The organism is Pseudomonas sp. BF-B-30, from assembly GCF_019956305.1.
GTDB classification, from domain to species: Bacteria; Pseudomonadota; Gammaproteobacteria; order Pseudomonadales; family Pseudomonadaceae; genus Aquipseudomonas; species Aquipseudomonas jessenii.
Window position 1 is genome coordinate 35983 of sequence record NZ_JAHBDG010000055.1, and the last position, 18808, is coordinate 54790.

Sequence of the window (18808 nt, forward strand, 5' to 3'; positions counted from 1 at the left end):
ATAAAAAAGGTGACCGCAAAGTCACCCTTTTGTGTAAGACCCTGTAGGAAACCTACCTGACTCCCGTGCTCCGCAAGGCTGCTGGCGTGTAGTCCCCCGCTTTTGCATCGATGTTGAATTCGAAGCTGCGCTTCTCTTCGTTCTTCATTCCCAGGGCGATATAGCGACCGGCGATCAGGTCATAGAGCGCTTCGACGGTGTAGGCCGGCACCTGGTGATCGTAGTAGAACTGGGCATGCCCTTCAGCGACGCGCCAGAGTTGCCCACGCCCGTCGTAGTGGTCGGCCAGCGCCACTTGCCAGCTGTCTTCGTCGATGTACATGTGGCGCTTGGCGTACACGTGACGCTCGCTCGGCTTGACCGTGGCGACGACTTCCCAGACACGGTGCAACTCGTAGCGGGTCAGGTCCTGATTGATGTGCCCGGCCTTGATCACATCGGTGTACTTGAGGTTGGGCGAGTCGAGCTTGTAGCTGTTGTAGGGAATGTACATCTCCTTCTTGCCGATCAGTTTCCAATCGTAGCGATCCGGCGCGCCGGAAAACATGTCGAAGTTATCGGTAGTGCGCAGGCCGTCGGATGAGGTGCCGACACCGTCATAAGCGACCTGCGGCGCACGCCGTACCCGGCGCTGGCCAGCGTTGTAGATCCAGGCCTTGCGCGGTTCCTTGACCTGGTCGAGGGTCTCGTGGACCAGCAACACGTTGCCCGCCAACCGAGCCGGCGCGGTCACTTCCTGCTTGAAGTAGTTGAGGACGTTATCGTCGCTGCCCGGTTTCAGATCGCTGAGCAACGACGGCACGGCGACTTCGTCCTTGAAGCGGATCACCGTGAAGTCGCCATTGGACTGCGGTGTTGCCTGGGTGATGGTGCGGCGCAGATTGCCGCCGTGGTAACGAGTGACATGGTTCCAGATCACTTCCACGCCATTCTTCGGAATCGGGAATGCGTAGTAGCGATTGCCAGTGAAGTTGGCCAGACCGTTACCCTCGTTGATCGGTGTTACGTTCAGCGCACTGCGCTTGGCCGACTCATAGATTTCTGCCGGTAACGCCACGGTGCGATGGCTCGGGTAGACCGGAATCCTGTAGGTCTCTGGGTAGCGCTTGAACATTGCGATCTGGCCGTCGGAGAGTTTGTCCTTGTACTTGTCGACAGTCGCCGCGGTGATCACGAACAACGGCTTTTCGTTGGCGAACGGGTCGGCCAGGAAACCTTTACTGTCCACCGCGCCAGCGTTTTTCGGGATGCCGCCGGTCCAGGCCGGAATCGAGCCATCGGCATTGCCGGCCTTCTCGGCACCGAGCGGTGTAAGGCTGGTGCCGAGAAGGCCGGCTTCTTGCGGCGACACCGCCGCCATCACGTTGGCGGCCAGCAGACTCAGGGCCAGAACGGTGCCCAATTGCAGAATCATCTTGCGCATTGAATTCATCCTTTTCAGCCAGATCAGAAGTTCACACCAAAGCTCAACGCCACGAAGTCACGGTCGGTGAGGACGTTGTAGTCGCCGCCGAAAAAGTCGGTGTAACTGAGGCTGGCGGTATAGGTGTTGCGATAGTCCGCATCGACACCGAGGCTGATGGCCTTGGCGCCTTCGTTGAACAGACCGTTGGGACCAAAGCCTGCGACGTCGTGGGACCACGAGAGGTTGGGCCTGAAGTTGATCCCGGCCATGAGGTTGTTGTAGTCGAGGATGGCCCGGGCGCGATAACCCCATGAAGTCGAAGTCACGAAGCCGTCGGTATCGCCACCGAATCCATACTGGCCATACACCGAGTCGCGGCCGTAGCGCAGTTTGGTGCGTGCTTCCAGACCACCGACCCGAACCACCGCCGCCTCGCCTACCAGGGTCAGGCGATCTGCACCCGCGACCTGATCGATGAAGTGCGTCAGGGTGCTCTGGATCTGCGTCACCTCCTTGCGGCGGTAGCCTTTGTTGTCGGCCCCCGGTGACGTGGCAATGGGCGATGCTGCTCCGCCCGCGATAGGGTTGAGCAAGGCCAGGGTCAGGTCATTGGTGTTGACCTGCACCGGGGCGTTGGGACGGTAGCTGATTTCCCCGCTCCACGCGGTGCCGGTGGATAACGTGGTGGCGAAGCTGGCGCCGTAGAGGCGGATGTCCTCCGGGTATTCGAGGTAATACTGGCCGCGACCGAGCATCACACTTTGGGCCAGGCCTGAACCGGTGCCGGGCGCGATGCGGTTGGCGGTGGCAACGATTCCCGGAATGCTTGCCAGCGTACCGGGGCCGGCGGTGGTGGTCCCGACATTCGGTGAACGACTGTGGTAGTTCATGAAGTACAGGCCGTACTCGGTGTCGTCCCCCAGCCAGCGCAGCGCCGTACCCCACTGCCCGGAATCCCGGGCATCGCGGTCACCGCCACGGGGAACGATCACCCCCTCCTTGCTGACCTCGAAGCCCTGGCCAAAGGCAGCTGCAATCGGCTGCAAGGGTGCAATGGCCGGGTTGGCAACGGTGTAGCCCTTGTTGCAGCCGTCCGCCACCACGTCGACACCAAAGAAAGTGCCGCAGTTATCGACGACCGTCTGGTCCCACTCCAGTTGATAGAAGCCTTCCACGGTCAGCTTTTCCGTCAGCCCCTGGGAGGCGAACAACATGTTGACCGGGATCAGGCCTTCCTTGATCTCGGCGCCAGGACGACGGAACGCGGACACGTCGACCGGATTGATGCTGTTGATCGAGTTGCCGATGAACGTGCTCTCCCCCCAACTGACCACCTGCTTGCCAGCGCGGACCGTGCCCGGCAAATCGGCGAGGGAGTAGTTGTGATAGACGAAAGCGTCGAGGATTTGTCCGCCTGAAGACTTGGCGCCTTCTTTGCGATTGTGATCACTGATGTCCTTGAAGGGGCGGCTTTCATCCTTGAGTTCAAAGTCGTACCAGTACTTGCCACGCACAAACGCACCGGTGTCGCCGTACTTCAGTTCGAGGTCGTGAATACCCTTGAAGATCTTCGAGAAGGTTTCACCCTTCTTGAAATTCAATCGCCCGTCGTCACCGGTCGAAGACTGGCCGGAGCCGCCGTTGACGATGCCCACCAGGGATTTATCCGCATCACGCATGCCCCAGCTCGCGCCGACCGACAACGAGGAGTCGAACGTCCCCTCGATCTCCCCGATGTTGAATGAAAGGGCCTGCGCCTGGGCGCAACAGCCTAATGCGACCGCAACCGCCAGCGCCTGCGGTGTGAAGATGGCGCGCATTGTTGTTTTTGTCATGCGTCTTCCCCGGTGAGTGACAGAAGGCCACACCCTACTGCCGGGCACCGGGGTCGATAAGCGCACCAAGGAGGTATTCGTGGTGTACCTCTTAAGGATGACTGGCACAGACGACGAGCACCCGAATCCCGACTGTTGCCGGGGCTGCAACAGTGCATGTCGGGAATTGGTATTTTTCCTACAGCGCCGAGGGCTTACTCTTACCTCACTGTCACAGTAAACCACCGCAGGCACCCTGTACCGGCCTGCGCCGTGACTGAAAGATTTCAGATGAATCGAGGATTCGGTTCGTCACCCTGTGTTCACTGACGTTGATTTGTAGCTCCTGATCCAACGTCTTACTTTGGCCGCTGCGTTTGCAGCGGCCTTTTTTATGGGCGATGGTTTTTGATAATTAACAGCTGCCAGTCAGTGCCCCCCGGAGCATCCAGGTAAAACTTCGCATGCCTACATTTCTTTCAGAAAGTACCTACAAGCATAGGTAAACACCAAAAGCACTCGAGTCTTTAAGTTGAACAGCAAGTCGGCGAACGCCTTTTTTATCTTCGTCCGACTTCAAACCTACTTATTGCGAGTGCAACCATGAAACCCATCAACTACAACCGGTATCGCTCAACCAGAAGTTTCAACAGTCGAATACGCTTTCTGATTCTTCACTACACGGCCGCTGACTTTTCAAGTTCTGTCAGTGCCCTGACTGGCCCCAATGTCAGCGCGCATTATCTGGTTCCAGATATCACGGACCCCAGTTACCTGAAGGCCGGCCATACCGGGCAGGAAGTTTTCAGCCTGGTGGATGAAACCTATCGCGCGTGGCACGCAGGTGTCAGTCAGTGGGGTAGCCACAGCAATCTGAACGATACGTCCATCGGCATTGAAATCGTCAACCTGGCGACCGACAACAAGGGCGAATTCACCTTTCCGCCGTATCACCCCGAGCAGATTGCTGCGATTGAACAACTGGCGCTGAATATCCTCATGCGCTACCCGGATATCACGCCGACGCAGGTTCTGGGCCACTCCGATGTTTCGATCGGCCGCAAAAGTGACCCGGGGCCGATGTTTCCCTGGCGGGAACTGTACTTGAAAGGCGTCGGCGCCTGGTTCGATGAAACCACTCGGGACGAGTATCTGCGCCAATACAACACATCGGGGGTTCCAGCCCGAAGCGAATTGCTGGGGCTGTTCAAATCCTATGGGTACGATGTTTCGGGAGCGTCTACGGAAGGCGGTATTCAACAATTGGTGCGGGCATTCCAGATGCATTTTCGCCCGGAAAACTTCGATGGAAAAATGGACGCGCAAACAGCCGCCAACCTGAAAGCGCTGGTCGTCAAATACTTTCCCGGCTGACCATTGGCAAACGGCTTTGCAGCCGACAAATGCAACAACCGGCAAGGTCAGTCAATGTGACCTTGCCGGTGGTATCAAAGCGTATATTTCTGCAAATTCCCCATCATTTCCTTCAGTGCTTCGATGTTGTCCTTCGGATGCGCCGCACCCTCGAAGTCGCAGATCTGCTGCCAGTGCGCCGCCACGTCTTCCGGGGAGAAGCCGGCCCGTGGATCGAAACCGATGCCGAGGCTGCGCTCCCAACGGACCTTGCCCATCCAGCCGCCGCCGACTTCGAACAGACCGGAGGTTTCCTGACAGTTCTCGCTTGCCAGGTACACCACCAGCGGGCTGACCAGTTCGGGTTTGAGCTGTTCGAAGACTTGCGGCGGGATCAGGCCTTCGGTCATGCGCGTGCCGCCGGTGGGGGCGATGGCGTTGACCAGGATGTTGTTCTTGCGGCCTTCGATGGCCAGGGTGCGGGTCAGGCCATAGAGACCGAGCTTGGCCATGCCGTAGTTGGACTGGCCGAAGTTGCCATAGATGCCCGAGGTCGACGCGGTGAAAATCACCCGGCCGTAATTCTGCTCGCGCATGTGCGGCCAGGCGGCGCGGGTGACTTTGTAGGCACCTTCGACGTGGACGCGGTAAACCAGGTCCCAGTCGGCGTCATCCATTTTGTGGAAGGTCTTGTCCCGCAGGATCCCGGCATTGTTGACCACCACGTCGACGCGACCGAAGACGTCCAGGGCGTGCTGGACCAGTTTGTCACCGTCAGTGACCGAGTCGTGGTTGGCTTCGGCAATGCCGCCGGCCTCGCGAATCTCCGCGACCACGCGGTCGGCGGCCGAGGCATTGGCGCCTTCGCCCTGGGCCGAGCCGCCAAGATCGTTGACCAGCACCCTGGCGCCCTGTTTGGCGAACAACAGTGCATGCGTCCGTCCCAGGCCGCCACCGGCTCCGGTGATGATCACGACTTTATCTTCGAAGCGCACAGACTCATTCATGGGGGGACTCCAGCAGGCCAAGGGACAGTGAGTCCGAGTTTCAGGCACGGCGCAGCAGGTCACAATGAACACGGGAGAGGCTGAATGGTGCGCGATAAGGCAGGGGGATGATTGAAAGCGAAACAGGCATGAACCCTGTGGCGAGGGGGCTTGTCGGATCGCCGCATCGCCCCGTTCGGCTGCGAAGCAGTCGTAAACCGGCTAAACGCGTTATACCTGAATCACTGCGCCGTATGGTTTGGGGCCGCTGCGCAGCCCAACGGGGGCAAGCCCCCTCGCCACAACAGTTCACCTTAAGGTTCAGGAACACGCCACCTTGCGCGGCGGCAAGAGCAATTGATCGCGAAACGCCAGGTAGTGCTTGAGCACCTCGCAGGGCGCCTCGATCTGCGGGTAGTGGCCAATGTCGGGCAACACTACCGTGTCCGCCTCCGGGATCAACTCCCGGTAACGCTCGACCATGTGCACTCCGGAGACCGGATCGACCCCGCCATCGATCACTCGCAGCGGCACTTCACCGCGTTGCATCGCGCTCACCCAGCGGTCGCGCCAGACGCGTCGCTCCGGGATGTAGCCGATCAATTTGTGCATGATCCGTGGCCCCTGATGGCTTTCGACCAGGCTCCAGAAATCATCCATCTGGCTTTCACTGGGACGGGTTTGCGGACCGAAAATCTGCCGAAAGCTTCTTACCAGGCCATCACGGCTGAAGGCGCGGCCTATCATCCAGCCCAAAGGGCTGAGCAAGAGTTTTTGCATCAGTACCGGGCGGTGGGTTTCCGGAAACAACCCGCCATTGAGAAACACGCAACTGGCCAGTTCCACCCGCGACTCGTAATGCCGGGCCAGCAGTTCCTGAGCCACGCTGTCGCCGTAATCGTGGGCGAGCAAGTGCACTGGCTGCTCGACATTCAGGTGTTCAAGCAGTGCCTGTTGCAGATCCGCTTGCTCCAGCAGGCTGTATTCGTGATTCGCCGGTTTGGCCGAATCGCCGAAGCCCAGCATGTCGCAAGCGATCACGCGAAAGCGCTGGGCCAATGGCTGCCACAGGTAATGCCAGTCCCAACTGGCGGATGGAAAGCCGTGAATGAGCAACAGCGGCTCACCCTGGCCTGCTGCCCAGTAGCGGATGCTCTGGCCACGGAATACGAACGTCTGGCTGCGTTTGCGCCAGACACACAAGGGGATCTCGGCGAGCTCCATCAGAGTTTATAACCCGGGTCCAGTTTATCGAGTTTGCGCAGCAGTGCCGGCCAGGCCAGCGCTCCGCCCATTCCTTGAGCACTTCGGGTGACACCCGCGATCATGGCTTTGGCGCCGGCCAGAATCTGCGGTTCGATGGCGATCAGTTCAGCGGCACCGTTTTGCGCCATGACCTGAATGTCGCAGGCACGCTGAAAGGTGAACATCATCAGGAACGTATCGGCGATGGTGCTGCCGCAGGTCAGCAGACCGTGGTTATGCAACATCAGGAAATTGTTTTCACCGAGGTCGGCCTGTAGCCGCACTTTCTCTTCATGGTTGAGCGCCACGCCTTCATAGGCGTGGTAGGCCAGACTGGAAAGCACGAACAACGACTGTTGGCTGATCGGCAAAACACCCTGCTTCTGCGCCGACACCGCCACCCCCGAAGCCGTGTGGGTGTGGAGCACGCAGACGACATCGTGACGGGCTTCATGCACAGCACTGTGGATGGTGTAACCCGCCGGATTGATCTCGTGAGGACTGTCCATCAACTTGTTGCCGGCCTGATCCACCTTGACCAGGCTCGACGCGGTAATTTCGTGAAACATCAACCCGAACGGGTTGATCAGGAAATCTTCGGTGCCGGGCACCTTGGCGGAGATATGGGTGAAGATCAGGTCATCCCAGCCATGTTGGGCGACCAGGCGATAACAGGCTGCCAGGTCGATGCGGGTCTGCCACTCGGCAGCACTGACCTGGTCTTTGACACTGGGTGGCGATTGGACGGGAGCGACAGTCACGGCAAGGAGCCTCGGTGTTTTTATTATGGAGTGTTTCCTATGTTCACCGAGTCTAGTCAGCCCTTGAGGTTCGTGTAGTTGCATTGGCAGCCAGCTTGATGGCCCAGCGAGTCAGCCGCCCCGCTGTCCTGGATCCATGTCAAATGACCGGCGCCAGCAAGGGTCTGACAGGCATGGGGCCAGGGCAACGCTCAGCCGCGCAGTGCGCTGATCAGGTCCGCCAGCCAAGGCTCGGCGTCCGTCTCTGGGGTCACCGTTTCGCTGGCATCCAGGCGCAGCATCGGCAGCACTTCGCGAATGCCAAGTTCAGCGAACAATTCGCGCAACTGCTCGCCGCCGCCACAAAAAGTATCGCCATAACTCGCATCGCCCAATCCGATCACCGCGCCCGGCAAACCGCGCCAGGCTGCTGGCAATTGGTCACGAATGGTCGAGTACAGCGGCTGCAGGTTGTCCGGCAGCTCACCCATGCCGGTGGTCGAGGTCACAGCCAGAAAGGCTTCAGGGCCAAACGCCTGGATGTCGGCGAGGGTCGCACGCGGGTTGTGCCAGGTTTCGAAACCGGCGGCGTTCAACAGGCTGGCGGCGTGGCGGGCAACTTCTTCGGCCGTGCCGTACACCGAGCCGGAAATGATGGCGACTTTCATCGATCTGATCCTGAATCCGAGTGAAAGACCCGGATATTAACACCACGGTTGTGATTATCTTTTAGAATGCAATTGACAATCAATCAGGAAAGGATACTCCGATGATTAATGCACAACTGCTGCAAATGGTGATCAACGCCTCCAACGACGGTATCGTGATTGCCGAAAAGGAAGGCGATCAGGACAAGATCCTCATTTACGTCAACCCCGCGTTCGAACGCCTGACGGGGTACTCCAGTGAAGAAATCCTCTATCAGGATTGTCGCTTCCTGCAGTCGGGGGACCGCGATCAGCAAGCGCTGCCGCTGATTCGCGATGCATTGAACCGTGAAGGAACCTGCCGGGAAATACTGCGCAACTACCGCAAGGACGGCACGCCGTTCTGGAACGAGCTGTCCCTTTCAACGGTGAAAAATCCAGCGGACGGGCAGACCTATTTTGTCGGCGTGCAGAAAGACGTCACCGTGCAGGTCAAGGCGCAACAGCGCGTGGCACAGCTGGAGAGGCAGTTGGCTGAACTCCAGGCCGAGCTTGCTGCGCTCAAGGCGACGAACGGTGCAAACGAAACCCGGAATTAATGGTCAGTAATTACAATCACCAATGACTTTGTAACTACATCTTTCGAGCTGGCCATGCAACGCGACGCGCTCCTGACCCAGGATGAGCTGGATTTCATCCAGACCATGCAACACAACCCGCAACTCAATGTGCGGGACGCGACGTCGAGCCTGCTCGTCAACGGTGGGTCGCAAATCCGTGACCTGCTCACCCGCCTGGCGGCCCATGAGCAGGTCACCATTCAAGCCAGCTTCGAAAACCAGCAAATGACCTTCCCCCTGCACTTGGTGGAAGACGAGTTCCATGCGCTGCATTTGCGCCTCGGCGTGCCCAGCATCTATGAAGGCGGGCCGATGGTGCGGCCTTGGCGCCTGGTACTGGATGAACCGGTAGCGCTGGAAAACGCCAAGGGTCAACCCGGCACCCTGTGGGTACACGAAGTGTCGTGCAAAGGGGTTTTGCTGGAAGCTCGCAACAAGACCAAACCACCGAAGCATTTCGCCTTGTGGTTCAGCCCCTCAGGCTACGAGCGGATTGCCTTGCGCGGTACTTTCGAGAAAGAAAACGAACAGGGCTTCTACGCCTATCAACTGAGCCTGAGCGATACCGATGAAGCCGAGCGTCTGCGCCAGTTCATCCTGCAACAGCATCGTTTGACTCATCCCGCGCTGCATCTCTGAACGTCAAGTATCCAGAGTATCCGCCAGGAACTGCTTCAGACGCTGGCTCATGACCTCCCCTTCATTGCCCAGGCAACCGATCGATGACCCGGCCAGGCTTTCCTGTGCCAGGTCAGAAGCATCGCCGGCCAACAACAATCGGCACTCCAGACTCATGGCCAGGCGATTCAGACGCCGCGGCAACTCGGGAGCCGGCACATGATTGGAAAACAGCACCAGAGCCAGGGGCTTGATCCTTTCACACATCAGCGCCAGTTCCTCGAATGGCTGGCCCATGTTCAGTACGCGAACGGCCAATGGCCCGGAACTCAGGAACAGGGCGGCGACCAACAGTTCCAGTTCCCGGCAATTGCCATCCAGGGCACAGATGACCACGCGACGCGGCTGTTTTTCGCGCATCAACAACAGACGCTGCAACACCCGGGAACGCAAAAAACCATCCAGGAACAGCCACTCGCTGGTGCCGCCGAACTGGTCCTGGCGTTGCAACAACCGCTTCCAGACGGGCATCAGAATGCCCTGGAACACCACCGGCAGGGAGTAGCTGGAAAAGACTTGCCCGTAGAGCTCCTCCAGCCGAAGCTCGTCAAACCCGTTGACCGCAACATGAATCTGCTGCCGCCACTGCGCGTAATCGGCTTCCACGAGGTTGTTGGGGATGATATGCGACAACGCCTGAAGTGGCTCGGTCCTGGCCAGGATCTTGCCGATCCTGCTGACGGCAACCCCGCGCTCGATCCAGCCGAGAATGCTATGGACACGCTCAATATCGGACATCGAATACAGTCGATGCCCACTGTCGGTGCGTGTTGGAACAATCAGGCCATATCGTCGCTCCCAGGCTCGAAGCGTGACCGGGTTGACACCTGTCAGTCGCGCCACCTCGCGAATGGGAAAGAGCTCTTCCTGTTCGAGAGCGACAGCCTGCGTGGAGCCTGAAGCGACGTCTGTAAATATGGGCATCCTGTTGAAACATCCTTGTATCGTCCAAGGCGTATTCTAACGCCCCTGCCCCGTAAAGTTTCCGTAAAAAATCGATACCGCGAATGAACGGATAAACGTCACAGACGCCACGGGCGGAATCAGGAATAATCCTTGCTTGTTTCGAGTCGCAGCCCACCACCCCGGCGCTGCGCCTGGCGAAGTTCCTATCCGGAGCGACGCAAATGCCTTACGGAGATACACAATGTCTACCCCTCCCGTCACGCTGATGGTTGCGCGCCGCGTTGCCAATGGACGCTACCAGGACCTGATCGCCTGGCTGCGCGAAGGCGAACAACTGGCCACCGATTTTCCCGGTTATCTCGGCTCCGGTGTGCTTGCTCCGCCGCCCGGCGATGACGAATTCCAGATCATTTTCCGCTTCGCCAACGAGCAGACCCTGCACGCCTGGGAACATTCCGCTTCGCGCAGCGCCTGGCTCGGACGTGGCGGCGACCTGTTCGCCCACCCGACAGAACACCGGGTCAGCGGCATCGAGGGCTGGTTCGGTGCCGTCGGTCAACGCCCGCCACGCTGGAAACAGGCCGTGGCGATCTGGCTGGCGTTCTTTCCGGTTTCGCTGCTGTTCAACTTTGTGCTGGGGCCGCTGTTGAGTGACATGAGCCTGCTGCCGCGGGTGTTCATCAGCACCCTGTGCCTGACGCCGCTGATGGTTTACCTGTTCATTCCATTGTCGACCCGTTTGCTGGCCAATTGGCTGAACAGCACACCGGCACGACCATTGCCCGTCGAACCCACCGTCCAAAATCGCTGATGATCTCCTGTGGGAGCGGGCTTGCTCGCGAAGGTGGCATATCAGTCAACACTTGTACTGTCTGACACCACGCTTTCGCGAGCAAGCCCGCTCCCACACAGGCCCGTTTTGCACAATAGGTAGAGCGCTCCCGTCGCTGGTATAGTTTTGCTCTCACCGCGATGCGAGCCGTTCATGACTTCTTCCGCAGCCCCTGTCCTCATTACCGGCGCCGGCCAGCGTGTCGGCCTGCACTGCGCCCGACGATTGCTGGAAGATGGCCATCGGGTGATTTTCAGCTACCGCAGCGAGCGTCCCGGCGTACAAGCCCTGCGCGACCTGGGGGCCACCGCGGTGTTCGCGGACTTCGCCAGCGAGGCCGGGATCTTCGCCTTCATCAACGAGTTGAAAACCCATACCGACAGCCTGCGGGCAATCGTCCACAATGCCTCCGAATGGCTGGCTGAAACACCGGACACCGACGCCGCGGCATTCACCCGCATGTTCAGCGTGCACATGCTGGCGCCCTACCTGATCAACCTGCATTGCGCCGACCTGCTGCATCGCTCGAGCCCCGCCGATATCGTGCACATCAGCGATGACGTGACCCGCAAGGGCAGCAGCAGGCACATCGGTTATTGCGCCAGCAAAGCCGGGCTCGACAGCCTGACCCTGTCCTTCGCCGCCCGGTACGCGCCGGCCATCAAGGTCAACGGGATCGCACCGGCCCTGCTACTGTTCAACCCTGAAGACGACGCGGCCTACCGCGCCAAGGCGCTGGCCAAGTCCGCGCTGGGCATCGAACCCGGTTGTGAAGTGATCTACCAGAGCCTGCGCTATCTGCTCGACAACCCTTATGTCACCGGCACCACCCTGACCGTCAATGGCGGAAGGCACATCAAATAGTGTCCCGCGAGGATTTTCCATGACGTTATCCCTGCCCCAGAATTATCGTGAGATCCTCATCGGTCTCGGTGAAAACCCCGACCGCGAGGGTTTGCTCGATACGCCGACGCGTGCAGCCAAAGCCATGCAGTACCTTTGCCATGGCTATGAGCAAAGTGTCGAAGATATCGTCAATGGCGCGCTGTTCGCCTCCGACAATGATGAAATGGTCATCGTCGACAACATCGAGCTGTACTCGCTGTGCGAACACCACATACTGCCCTTCATCGGCAAGGCGCATGTGGCTTATATTCCAACCGGCAAGGTGCTGGGCCTGTCGAAGATCGCGCGGCTGGTGGACATGTTCGCCCGGCGCCTGCAAATCCAGGAAAACCTCACCCGGCAAATCGCCGACGCGGTGCAGCAAGTGACCGGCGCGGCAGGCGTCGCAGTGGTCATCGAGGCGCAGCACATGTGCATGATGATGCGCGGCGTCGAGAAACAGAATTCGACCATGAACACCTCGGTGATGCTCGGTGCCTTCCGCGAGTCGAGCAATACCCGCCAGGAGTTCCTGCAATTGATTGGACGGAGCAAGTAGCAATGCCACAACTTCAGCCAGGCATGGCACGCATCCGGGTCAAAGACCTGTGCCTGCGTACCTTCATCGGCATCAACGAGGATGAAATCCTCAACAAGCAGGATGTGCTGATCAACCTCACCATTCTGTACGCAGCCCAGGAAGCGGTACGGGACAACGACATCGATCACGCGTTGAACTACCGGACCATTACCAAGGCAATCATCGCCCATGTGGAAGGCAACCGCTTTGCGCTGCTCGAACGCCTGACCCAGGAAATTCTCGACCTGGTGATGGCCAACGCATCGGTGCTGTACGCCGAGGTCGAGGTCGACAAGCCCCACGCACTGCGATTCGCCGAGTCGGTGTCGATAACACTCGCGGCAAGCCGCTGAGCTTCAAGCTTCAAGCCGCAAGCGGTAGACTTCAAGCCACCGCCATCCAACTTGCAGCTTCAAGCGTGCCGCTTGAAGCTGTCTCGCAGAGACCGCCATGACCGATCAACAACGCCTGGAACTCGAAGCCGCCGCCTTTCGTCGGCTGGTGGCCCACCTGGACAGCCGCAAGGATGTGCAGAACATCGACCTGATGAACCTCTCGGGCTTTTGCCGCAACTGCCTGTCCAAGTGGTACAAGGCCGCGGCCGACGACCGCCAGATCGAGGTCAGCCTCGACGAAGCCCGCGAAGTGGTTTACGGCATGCCGTACGCCGAATGGAAAGCCCAATATCAGCAAGAAGCCAGCGCCGACCAGCAAGCGGCGTTCGCCAAAGGAAAACCCAATGAGTGATTTGAACACCCTGCGCGCCAGCCTCAAGACCGGCGAACACGCCTTCGCCGACACCCTTGCGTTCATTGCCGCCGGTTACGACTACCAGCCTCAGGCCTTCAACAACGGTGGTGTGGAAAACGCGGCCGGGCAGAACGAAGGCTCGTGCAAGACCCTGGGCCTGGCGCAGCTCGAAGGCTTGAGCGATGAAGAAGCCCTGCTGGCGTTCGGCGAGCATTACCGCTCGGTGCTGGCGACGCCTGAAGGCAGCGATCACGGCAATATCCGCGCGTTGATTGCCCATGGTCTGGCCGGGGTGAAGTTCGCTCAACAGCCGCTGACACGCCGCTGATTTGATTTGTAGGAGCGAGCCCGCTCGCGATGGACTGAAGAACGCCACGGGGTGTCAGGCTCCCAGCGTCATCGTTCACCACCATCGCGAGCAAGCTCGCTCCTACAGGTTTTGCGTTCATGGCGCGCAATTGATCACAAGCACAACCCGACTTTTAAGATTGACCCGGCAACTTTATTTCGTTTGCCCCGTACCACCGCTCACGGCTTAGATAAAAAGAAGTCCTTCTTCTTCCGAGCCGGTCATTCATGCGCAGCGAAACCATCAGCCAGTCGATCAACATCGTTCACCCTGTCACGCTCAGCCACGGCAAGAATGCCGAGGTCTGGGACACCGATGGCAAACGCTACATCGACTTTGTCGGCGGCATCGGTGTGTTGAACCTCGGCCATTGCCATCCGCGCATCGTCGAAGCCATTCGCGAACAAGCCACCCGTCTGACCCACTACGCGTTCAACGCTGCGCCCCATGAGCCTTACCTCGAACTGATGGATTGCCTCAGCGCATTCATGCCTGTGGGTTACCCGGTCAGCGGCATGCTCACCAACAGCGGCGCGGAAGCGGCGGAAAACGCCCTGAAGATCGTCCGTGGCGCCACCGGCCGCAGCGCGGTCATCGCCTTCGACGGCGCTTTCCACGGCCGCACACTGGCCACCCTCAACCTCAATGGCAAAGTCGCGCCGTACAAACAAAAAGTCGGCGTGTTGCCGGGGCCGGTGTTTCACCTGCCCTTCCCCAGCCAGGACAACGGCGTCACCTGTGCCGAGGCCCTCAAAGCCATGGAGCGCCTGTTCAGCGTCGAGATCGATGTCGAAGACGTCGCCTGCTTTATCGTCGAACCGGTGCAGGGTGAAGCGGGTTTCCTGGCCATGGACGTCGAGTTCGCCCAGGCGCTGCGCAAGTTCTGCGACGACAAGGGCATTGTGCTGATCGCCGATGAAATCCAGTCCGGTTTCGGCCGTACCGGGGAGCGTTTCGCCTTCTCGCGGTTGGGCATCGAGCCCGATCTGATCCTGCTCGGCAAAAGCATCGCCGGCGGCGTGCCGCTGGGTGCGGTGGTCGGGCGCAAGTCGCTGCTCGACAATTTGCCCAAGGGCGGACTCGGTGGCACTTACTCCGGCAATCCCATCGCCTGTGCAGCGGCACTGGCAACCCTGGACGAAATGACCGATGCCAACCTGCATGCCTGGGGCACCCAACAGGAAGAAGCGATTGTCGGTCGCCACGCGACCTGGCGCGCGAACAACCTGACGCCGTACCTGGGACGCCTGACCGGCGTCGGCGCCATGCGTGGTATCGAGCTGATCAACGCCGATGGCTCGCCCGCACCGACACAATTGACCCAACTGCTGGCACTGGCGCGCGACGCCGGTTTGCTGCTGATGCCCAGCGGCAAGTCGCGGCACATCATTCGCTTGCTGGCGCCGCTGACCATCGAGGCGGCGGTGCTTGAAGAAGGTTTGGATATCCTGGAGGCGTGCCTGAAGAAATTGGCCTGAACCTACGCCCCCCCTGCGGGAGCGGGCTTGCTCGCGAAAGCGTAGTGTCAGTCGACATAAAAACTGAATGACACACCGCATTCGCGAGCAAGCCCGCTCCCACATTGGAATGTGTTCGGCATTAAATCGCGGGCACAAAAAAACCGGCCGAAGCCGGTTTTTTCATTTCGACGAAAACAGAATCAAGCGTTCTGCAGATTGTCGAGGTAACGCTCGGCATCCAGTGCCGCCATGCAACCTGCGCCAGCCGAGGTGATGGCCTGACGGTACACGTGGTCAGCCACGTCACCAGCGGCGAAGATACCTTCGAGGCTGGTGGCAGTGGCGTTGCCGTCACGGCCGCCCTGCACAACCAGGTAGCCGTCTTTGAGGGTCAACTGGCCTTCGAACAGCGAAGTGTTCGGGGTATGGCCGATGGCGATGAACACGCCGTCGACTTTCACTTCGTCGAAGCTGCCGTCGTTGTTCTTCAGGCGGGCACCGGTCACGCCCATGTTGTCGCCCAGCACTTCGTCCAGGGTCGCGTTCAGCTTCAGCTCGATCTTGCCTTCGGCGACACGGGCGTTCAGCTTGTCGATCAGGATCTTCTCGGCGCGGAAGGTTTCACGACGGTGGATCAGGGTGACTTTGCTGGCGATGTTGGCCAGATACAGGGCTTCCTCAACAGCGGTGTTGCCGCCGCCGACCACGGCCACCGGCTTGTTGCGATAGAAGAAACCGTCGCAGGTCGCACAGGCCGAAACGCCTTTGCCCATGAAGGTTTCTTCCGATGGCAGGCCCAGGTAACGAGCGCTGGCGCCGGTGGCGATGATCAGGGCGTCACAGGTGTAAGTCGCGCTGTCGCCGGTCAGGGTGTATGGCTTGGCGGCGAAGTCGACGGCATTGATGTGATCGAAAACGATCTCGGTTTCAAAGCGCTCGGCGTGCTCACGCATCCGCTCCATCAGCGCCGGGCCGGTCAGGCCGTGGACGTCGCCCGGCCAGTTGTCGACTTCGGTGGTGGTGGTCAGTTGACCGCCGGCCTGCATGCCGGTGATCAGCAGTGGCTTGAGGTTGGCACGGGCGGCATAGACCGCAGCGCTGTAACCGGCAGGGCCGGAACCGAGAATAATCACTCGCGAATGACGGACTTCAGACATGACCTGCTCCTGTTGACCGGCCCGGAATACCTGGCACGGAACGCCGGATTGCCGGCTGGAATAAAAAAGAACGGTTGAAAGCACTTGGGGAAGGCTTGACCCGACCGTCCTGTAAAAAGATTGGGTGCAGCGTATCGAGGGGGCGAAGATTAAGGAAATACGGTTTAACAATCCAGCTCATAGGTGGTCTCTATGGCATCTGACCGACGATATCGACGTCTTTGTTACAGTGAATGTCGATACCGCCACCGCGCTTTCGTCTGCGAAGCAAAGCCGGTAAGGTCGGCGCGTTTTCCCTCTGCTCGGAGCACTTTATGCCCGCCCCTGTACTGTCCGGCCCGCAATACCTGCGCGAAGGCCTCAAGCTGGTGTTGAGCCCCAGCCTGCGTTTGTTTGTGCTGTTGCCGTTGGCAATCAACCTGGTGCTGTTCGTCGGATTGATCTACCTGGCCAGCCATCAATTCAGCCTGTGGGTCGACACCTTGATGCCATCGCTGCCCGACTGGCTGAGTTTTCTCAGCTACATCCTCTGGCCATTGTTCGTGGTGCTGGTGGTGTTGATGGTGTTCTTCTCCTTCACCATGCTCGCCAACGTCATTGCCGCGCCGTTCAACGGCTTCCTCGCGGAGAAAGTCGAAGTGGTGGTGCGCGGCACCGACGACTTCCCGGCCTTCAGTTGGGGCGAGTTGATCGCCATGATTCCGCGTACCCTGGCCCGGGAAATGCGCAAGCTCGGCTATTTTCTGCCCCGGGCGATCGGGCTGTTCATCCTCTCGTTCATCCCGGTGGTGAACATCATCGCCGCGCCGCTGTGGCTGTTGTTCGGGGTGTGGATGATGGCGATCCAGTACATCGACTACCCGGCGGACAACCACAAGCTGGGCTGGAACGAGATGCTCGCCTGGCTGCGCGAGAAGCGCTGGCAGAGCATGAGCTTCGGCGGCAGCGTGTACCTGGTGCTGCTGATCCCGGTGGTGAACATCCTGATGATGCCGGCGGCCGTGGCCGGGGCGACGCTGTTCTGGGTGCGTGAACGCGGGGCAGAAAACCTGGTAACCCAGCGCTGAGTCACAAATCCATCATCCCGACGTCACACTGACGACATGGCCCCAGCCGACACTGGGGTCATGACGACAGCTCTGCATATCACCCTGATCACCGAAACCTTCCCACCGGAAATCAACGGCGTGGCCAATACCCTTGGTCGCTTGTGCGACGGTTTGCGCGCGCGCGGGCATCAAGTGGAACTGGTGCGGCCGCGTCAGGGCTGCGACCAGCAACTGGGCAGCGACGATGAATTGCTGCTGTGCCGCGGCTGGCCACTGCCGGGCTATCCCGGCCTGCAATGGGGTCAGTCGTCGATGCACAAGCTGCTGCGGCGCTGGACGCGTCACCGCCCGGATGTGCTCTACATCGCCACCGAGGGCCCGCTGGGTCTCTCTGCGTTGCGTGCGGCACGGCGACTGGGAATTTCCGTGGTCAGCGGTTTCCACACCAATTTCCAGCAGTACTCCAACCAGTACGGGCTTGGTTTGCTCACGCGCCTGCTGACTCACTACCTGCGCTGGTTCCACAACCGCTCGACCATGACCCTGGTGCCCAGCGTCAGCCAACGCATGGAACTTGAGCGGCGGCATTTCGAGCGCCTGGCGCTGCTGTCCCGAGGGGTCGACAGCGAATTGTTTCACCCGGCCAAACGCTTGAATGCCCTGCGCGAGCAATGGGGGCTGGCCGAGGCAGACATCGCCGTCATTCATGTCGGACGCCTGGCCCCGGAAAAAAACCTTGGCCTGCTCAAGCGCACCTTCAATACCCTCAAGGCGAGTTATCCCCAGCGCACGCTGAAACTGATCGTGGTCGGCGATGGCCCGCAGCGCCAGGAACTGGAAAACGAAATGCCCGAGGCGGTTTTCTGCGGCACCCAACGGGGTGAAGCCCTGGCGTGTCATTACGCGTCGGGCGACGTGTTTCTGTTCCCCAGTCTGACCGAAACCTTTGGCAATGTGGTGCTTGAAGCACTTGCCTCCGGGCTCGGCGTGGTGGCCTACGACCAGGCGGCGGCCGCCCAGCATATTCGTCATGGCTACAACGGCGTATTGGCGATGCCGGGGGATGAAGAAGCGTTCTGCGATGCAGCGGCATGGCTGCTGGAGGAAAGGGAAGCCTTGCGCAATGTCAGGCTCAATGCGCGCCAGCATGCCAGTCGCCAGGGTTGGGCGACGATTATCGAGCAGTTCGAGGGACAGTTGCGCGGGGCCTGTGCCGGGGAGATGGTGGTGCCGAATGCGCCGACTGTTCCCTGATTTTGCAGTGCTCTTTAGTCAGTCTTCGCGAGCAAGCCCGCTCCTACATTGGTTCTGTGTCGTACACAAATCCCCTGTGGGAGCGAGCTTGCTCGCGA

Annotated in this window: 20 protein-coding genes; 12 read left to right on the forward strand and 8 right to left on the reverse strand. The window is 59.7% G+C overall.

The features are described from left to right. Window positions 1–52: 52 nt before the first annotated feature. Window positions 53–1423, reverse strand: a complete 1371-nt coding sequence (locus KGB29_RS23315) for a DUF1329 domain-containing protein (RefSeq protein ID WP_154910425.1) — start codon at window positions 1421–1423, stop codon at window positions 53–55. 23 nt (window positions 1424–1446) lie between these two features. Further along, on the reverse strand, window positions 1447–3240 hold the full coding sequence (locus KGB29_RS23320) for a DUF1302 domain-containing protein (protein ID WP_102669112.1): 1794 nt from the start codon (window positions 3238–3240) through the stop codon (window positions 1447–1449). Between the two features lie 582 nt (window positions 3241–3822). Here KGB29_RS23320 and KGB29_RS23325 point away from each other — a divergent pair. Next, the gene (locus KGB29_RS23325) at window positions 3823–4593 is read left to right on the forward strand and encodes an N-acetylmuramoyl-L-alanine amidase (RefSeq protein ID WP_154910426.1); all 771 of its coding nucleotides are present in this window, start codon (window positions 3823–3825) and stop codon (window positions 4591–4593) included. A gap of 74 nt (window positions 4594–4667) precedes the next feature. On the opposite strand, the gene KGB29_RS23330 is transcribed toward KGB29_RS23325, so the two are convergent. The 4 genes from KGB29_RS23330 to KGB29_RS23345 all read right to left on the reverse strand — a co-directional run bounded on the left by KGB29_RS23330 (window position 4668) and on the right by KGB29_RS23345 (window position 8211). Beyond that, on the reverse strand, window positions 4668–5579 hold the full coding sequence (locus tag KGB29_RS23330) for an SDR family oxidoreductase (protein ID WP_057716392.1): 912 nt from the start codon (window positions 5577–5579) through the stop codon (window positions 4668–4670). Between the two features lie 300 nt (window positions 5580–5879). Next, window positions 5880–6782, reverse strand: a complete 903-nt coding sequence (locus KGB29_RS23335; protein WP_057716393.1) for an alpha/beta fold hydrolase — start codon at window positions 6780–6782, stop codon at window positions 5880–5882. Then, window positions 6782–7564 carry a class II aldolase/adducin family protein gene (locus tag KGB29_RS23340; protein ID WP_150812788.1) on the reverse strand — a complete coding sequence of 261 codons (783 nt, stop codon included), beginning with the start codon at window positions 7562–7564 and terminating at the stop codon, window positions 6782–6784. The genes KGB29_RS23335 and KGB29_RS23340 overlap by 1 nt, the downstream gene beginning before the upstream one ends. A gap of 191 nt (window positions 7565–7755) precedes the next feature. Next, a complete protein-coding gene (locus tag KGB29_RS23345) occupies window positions 7756–8211 on the reverse strand; it encodes a flavodoxin (RefSeq protein ID WP_150812789.1) in 456 nt (151 codons plus the stop codon). Between the two features lie 101 nt (window positions 8212–8312). On the opposite strand from KGB29_RS23345, the gene KGB29_RS23350 reads away from it, so the two are divergent. Both KGB29_RS23350 and KGB29_RS23355 read left to right on the forward strand, forming a co-directional pair. Continuing rightward, complete coding sequence (locus KGB29_RS23350; RefSeq protein WP_150812790.1) at window positions 8313–8789, forward strand: PAS domain-containing protein; 477 nt, start codon at window positions 8313–8315, stop codon at window positions 8787–8789. Window positions 8790–8843: 54 nt separating this feature from the next. After that, window positions 8844–9449 (forward strand): hypothetical protein, encoded by a 606-nt coding sequence (locus tag KGB29_RS23355; protein WP_150812791.1) that lies wholly within the window; start codon window positions 8844–8846, stop codon window positions 9447–9449. A 3-nt stretch (window positions 9450–9452) separates the two neighbouring features. On the opposite strand, the gene KGB29_RS23360 is transcribed toward KGB29_RS23355, so the two are convergent. Then, window positions 9453–10412, reverse strand: coding sequence for a MerR family transcriptional regulator (locus KGB29_RS23360; protein WP_154910428.1), 960 nt, complete (start codon window positions 10410–10412; stop codon window positions 9453–9455). A 223-nt stretch (window positions 10413–10635) separates the two neighbouring features. Between KGB29_RS23360 and KGB29_RS23365 the strand changes: the two genes are divergently transcribed. The 7 genes from KGB29_RS23365 (at window position 10636) to KGB29_RS23400 (ending at window position 15268) form a co-directional block, all read left to right on the forward strand. Then, complete coding sequence (locus tag KGB29_RS23365; protein ID WP_154910429.1) at window positions 10636–11205, forward strand: antibiotic biosynthesis monooxygenase; 570 nt, start codon at window positions 10636–10638, stop codon at window positions 11203–11205. A 174-nt stretch (window positions 11206–11379) separates the two neighbouring features. Then, window positions 11380–12090, forward strand: a complete 711-nt coding sequence (folM, locus tag KGB29_RS23370; protein ID WP_154861603.1) for a dihydromonapterin reductase — start codon at window positions 11380–11382, stop codon at window positions 12088–12090. A gap of 19 nt (window positions 12091–12109) precedes the next feature. Next, complete coding sequence (folE, locus tag KGB29_RS23375) at window positions 12110–12670, forward strand: GTP cyclohydrolase I FolE (protein WP_154910431.1); 561 nt, start codon at window positions 12110–12112, stop codon at window positions 12668–12670. Between the two features lie 2 nt (window positions 12671–12672). Beyond that, window positions 12673–13044 carry a dihydroneopterin triphosphate 2'-epimerase gene (gene folX, locus KGB29_RS23380; RefSeq protein WP_007970304.1) on the forward strand — a complete coding sequence of 124 codons (372 nt, stop codon included), beginning with the start codon at window positions 12673–12675 and terminating at the stop codon, window positions 13042–13044. Window positions 13045–13141: 97 nt separating this feature from the next. After that, complete coding sequence (locus tag KGB29_RS23385) at window positions 13142–13438, forward strand: DUF1244 domain-containing protein (RefSeq protein ID WP_046040093.1); 297 nt, start codon at window positions 13142–13144, stop codon at window positions 13436–13438. Then, window positions 13431–13769, forward strand: coding sequence for a HopJ type III effector protein (locus KGB29_RS23390; RefSeq protein ID WP_150812796.1), 339 nt, complete (start codon window positions 13431–13433; stop codon window positions 13767–13769). Before KGB29_RS23385 ends, KGB29_RS23390 begins: the two co-directional genes overlap by 8 nt. A gap of 248 nt (window positions 13770–14017) precedes the next feature. Then, on the forward strand, window positions 14018–15268 hold the full coding sequence (locus tag KGB29_RS23400; protein WP_150812797.1) for an aspartate aminotransferase family protein: 1251 nt from the start codon (window positions 14018–14020) through the stop codon (window positions 15266–15268). A gap of 182 nt (window positions 15269–15450) precedes the next feature. On the opposite strand, the gene trxB is transcribed toward KGB29_RS23400, so the two are convergent. Next, window positions 15451–16407 carry a thioredoxin-disulfide reductase gene (gene trxB, locus KGB29_RS23405; protein ID WP_057716403.1) on the reverse strand — a complete coding sequence of 319 codons (957 nt, stop codon included), beginning with the start codon at window positions 16405–16407 and terminating at the stop codon, window positions 15451–15453. A 314-nt stretch (window positions 16408–16721) separates the two neighbouring features. Between trxB and cysZ the strand changes: the two genes are divergently transcribed. After that, window positions 16722–17474, forward strand: a complete 753-nt coding sequence (gene cysZ, locus KGB29_RS23410; protein WP_102669099.1) for a sulfate transporter CysZ — start codon at window positions 16722–16724, stop codon at window positions 17472–17474. Window positions 17475–17510: 36 nt separating this feature from the next. Then, window positions 17511–18710, forward strand: coding sequence for a glycosyltransferase family 4 protein (locus tag KGB29_RS23415; protein ID WP_150812798.1), 1200 nt, complete (start codon window positions 17511–17513; stop codon window positions 18708–18710). Window positions 18711–18808 lie beyond the last annotated feature (98 nt).

Coding starts and splice junctions, on each gene's coding strand:
- KGB29_RS23315 (WP_154910425.1), bottom strand. CDS start 1,423: ATGCGCAAGATGATTCTGCAATTGGGCACCGTTCTGGCCCTGAGTCTG.
- KGB29_RS23320 (WP_102669112.1), bottom strand. CDS start 3,240: ATGACAAAAACAACAATGCGCGCCATCTTCACACCGCAGGCGCTGGCG.
- KGB29_RS23325 (WP_154910426.1), top strand. CDS start 3,823: ATGAAACCCATCAACTACAACCGGTATCGCTCAACCAGAAGTTTCAAC.
- KGB29_RS23330 (WP_057716392.1), bottom strand. CDS start 5,579: ATGAATGAGTCTGTGCGCTTCGAAGATAAAGTCGTGATCATCACCGGA.
- KGB29_RS23335 (WP_057716393.1), bottom strand. CDS start 6,782: ATGGAGCTCGCCGAGATCCCCTTGTGTGTCTGGCGCAAACGCAGCCAG.
- KGB29_RS23345 (WP_150812789.1), bottom strand. CDS start 8,211: ATGAAAGTCGCCATCATTTCCGGCTCGGTGTACGGCACGGCCGAAGAA.
- KGB29_RS23350 (WP_150812790.1), top strand. CDS start 8,313: ATGATTAATGCACAACTGCTGCAAATGGTGATCAACGCCTCCAACGAC.
- KGB29_RS23355 (WP_150812791.1), top strand. CDS start 8,844: ATGCAACGCGACGCGCTCCTGACCCAGGATGAGCTGGATTTCATCCAG.
- KGB29_RS23360 (WP_154910428.1), bottom strand. CDS start 10,412: ATGCCCATATTTACAGACGTCGCTTCAGGCTCCACGCAGGCTGTCGCT.
- KGB29_RS23365 (WP_154910429.1), top strand. CDS start 10,636: ATGTCTACCCCTCCCGTCACGCTGATGGTTGCGCGCCGCGTTGCCAAT.
- folM (WP_154861603.1), top strand. CDS start 11,380: ATGACTTCTTCCGCAGCCCCTGTCCTCATTACCGGCGCCGGCCAGCGT.
- folE (WP_154910431.1), top strand. CDS start 12,110: ATGACGTTATCCCTGCCCCAGAATTATCGTGAGATCCTCATCGGTCTC.
- folX (WP_007970304.1), top strand. CDS start 12,673: ATGCCACAACTTCAGCCAGGCATGGCACGCATCCGGGTCAAAGACCTG.
- KGB29_RS23385 (WP_046040093.1), top strand. CDS start 13,142: ATGACCGATCAACAACGCCTGGAACTCGAAGCCGCCGCCTTTCGTCGG.
- KGB29_RS23390 (WP_150812796.1), top strand. CDS start 13,431: ATGAGTGATTTGAACACCCTGCGCGCCAGCCTCAAGACCGGCGAACAC.
- KGB29_RS23400 (WP_150812797.1), top strand. CDS start 14,018: ATGCGCAGCGAAACCATCAGCCAGTCGATCAACATCGTTCACCCTGTC.
- trxB (WP_057716403.1), bottom strand. CDS start 16,407: ATGTCTGAAGTCCGTCATTCGCGAGTGATTATTCTCGGTTCCGGCCCT.
- cysZ (WP_102669099.1), top strand. CDS start 16,722: ATGCCCGCCCCTGTACTGTCCGGCCCGCAATACCTGCGCGAAGGCCTC.
- KGB29_RS23415 (WP_150812798.1), top strand. CDS start 17,511: ATGGCCCCAGCCGACACTGGGGTCATGACGACAGCTCTGCATATCACC.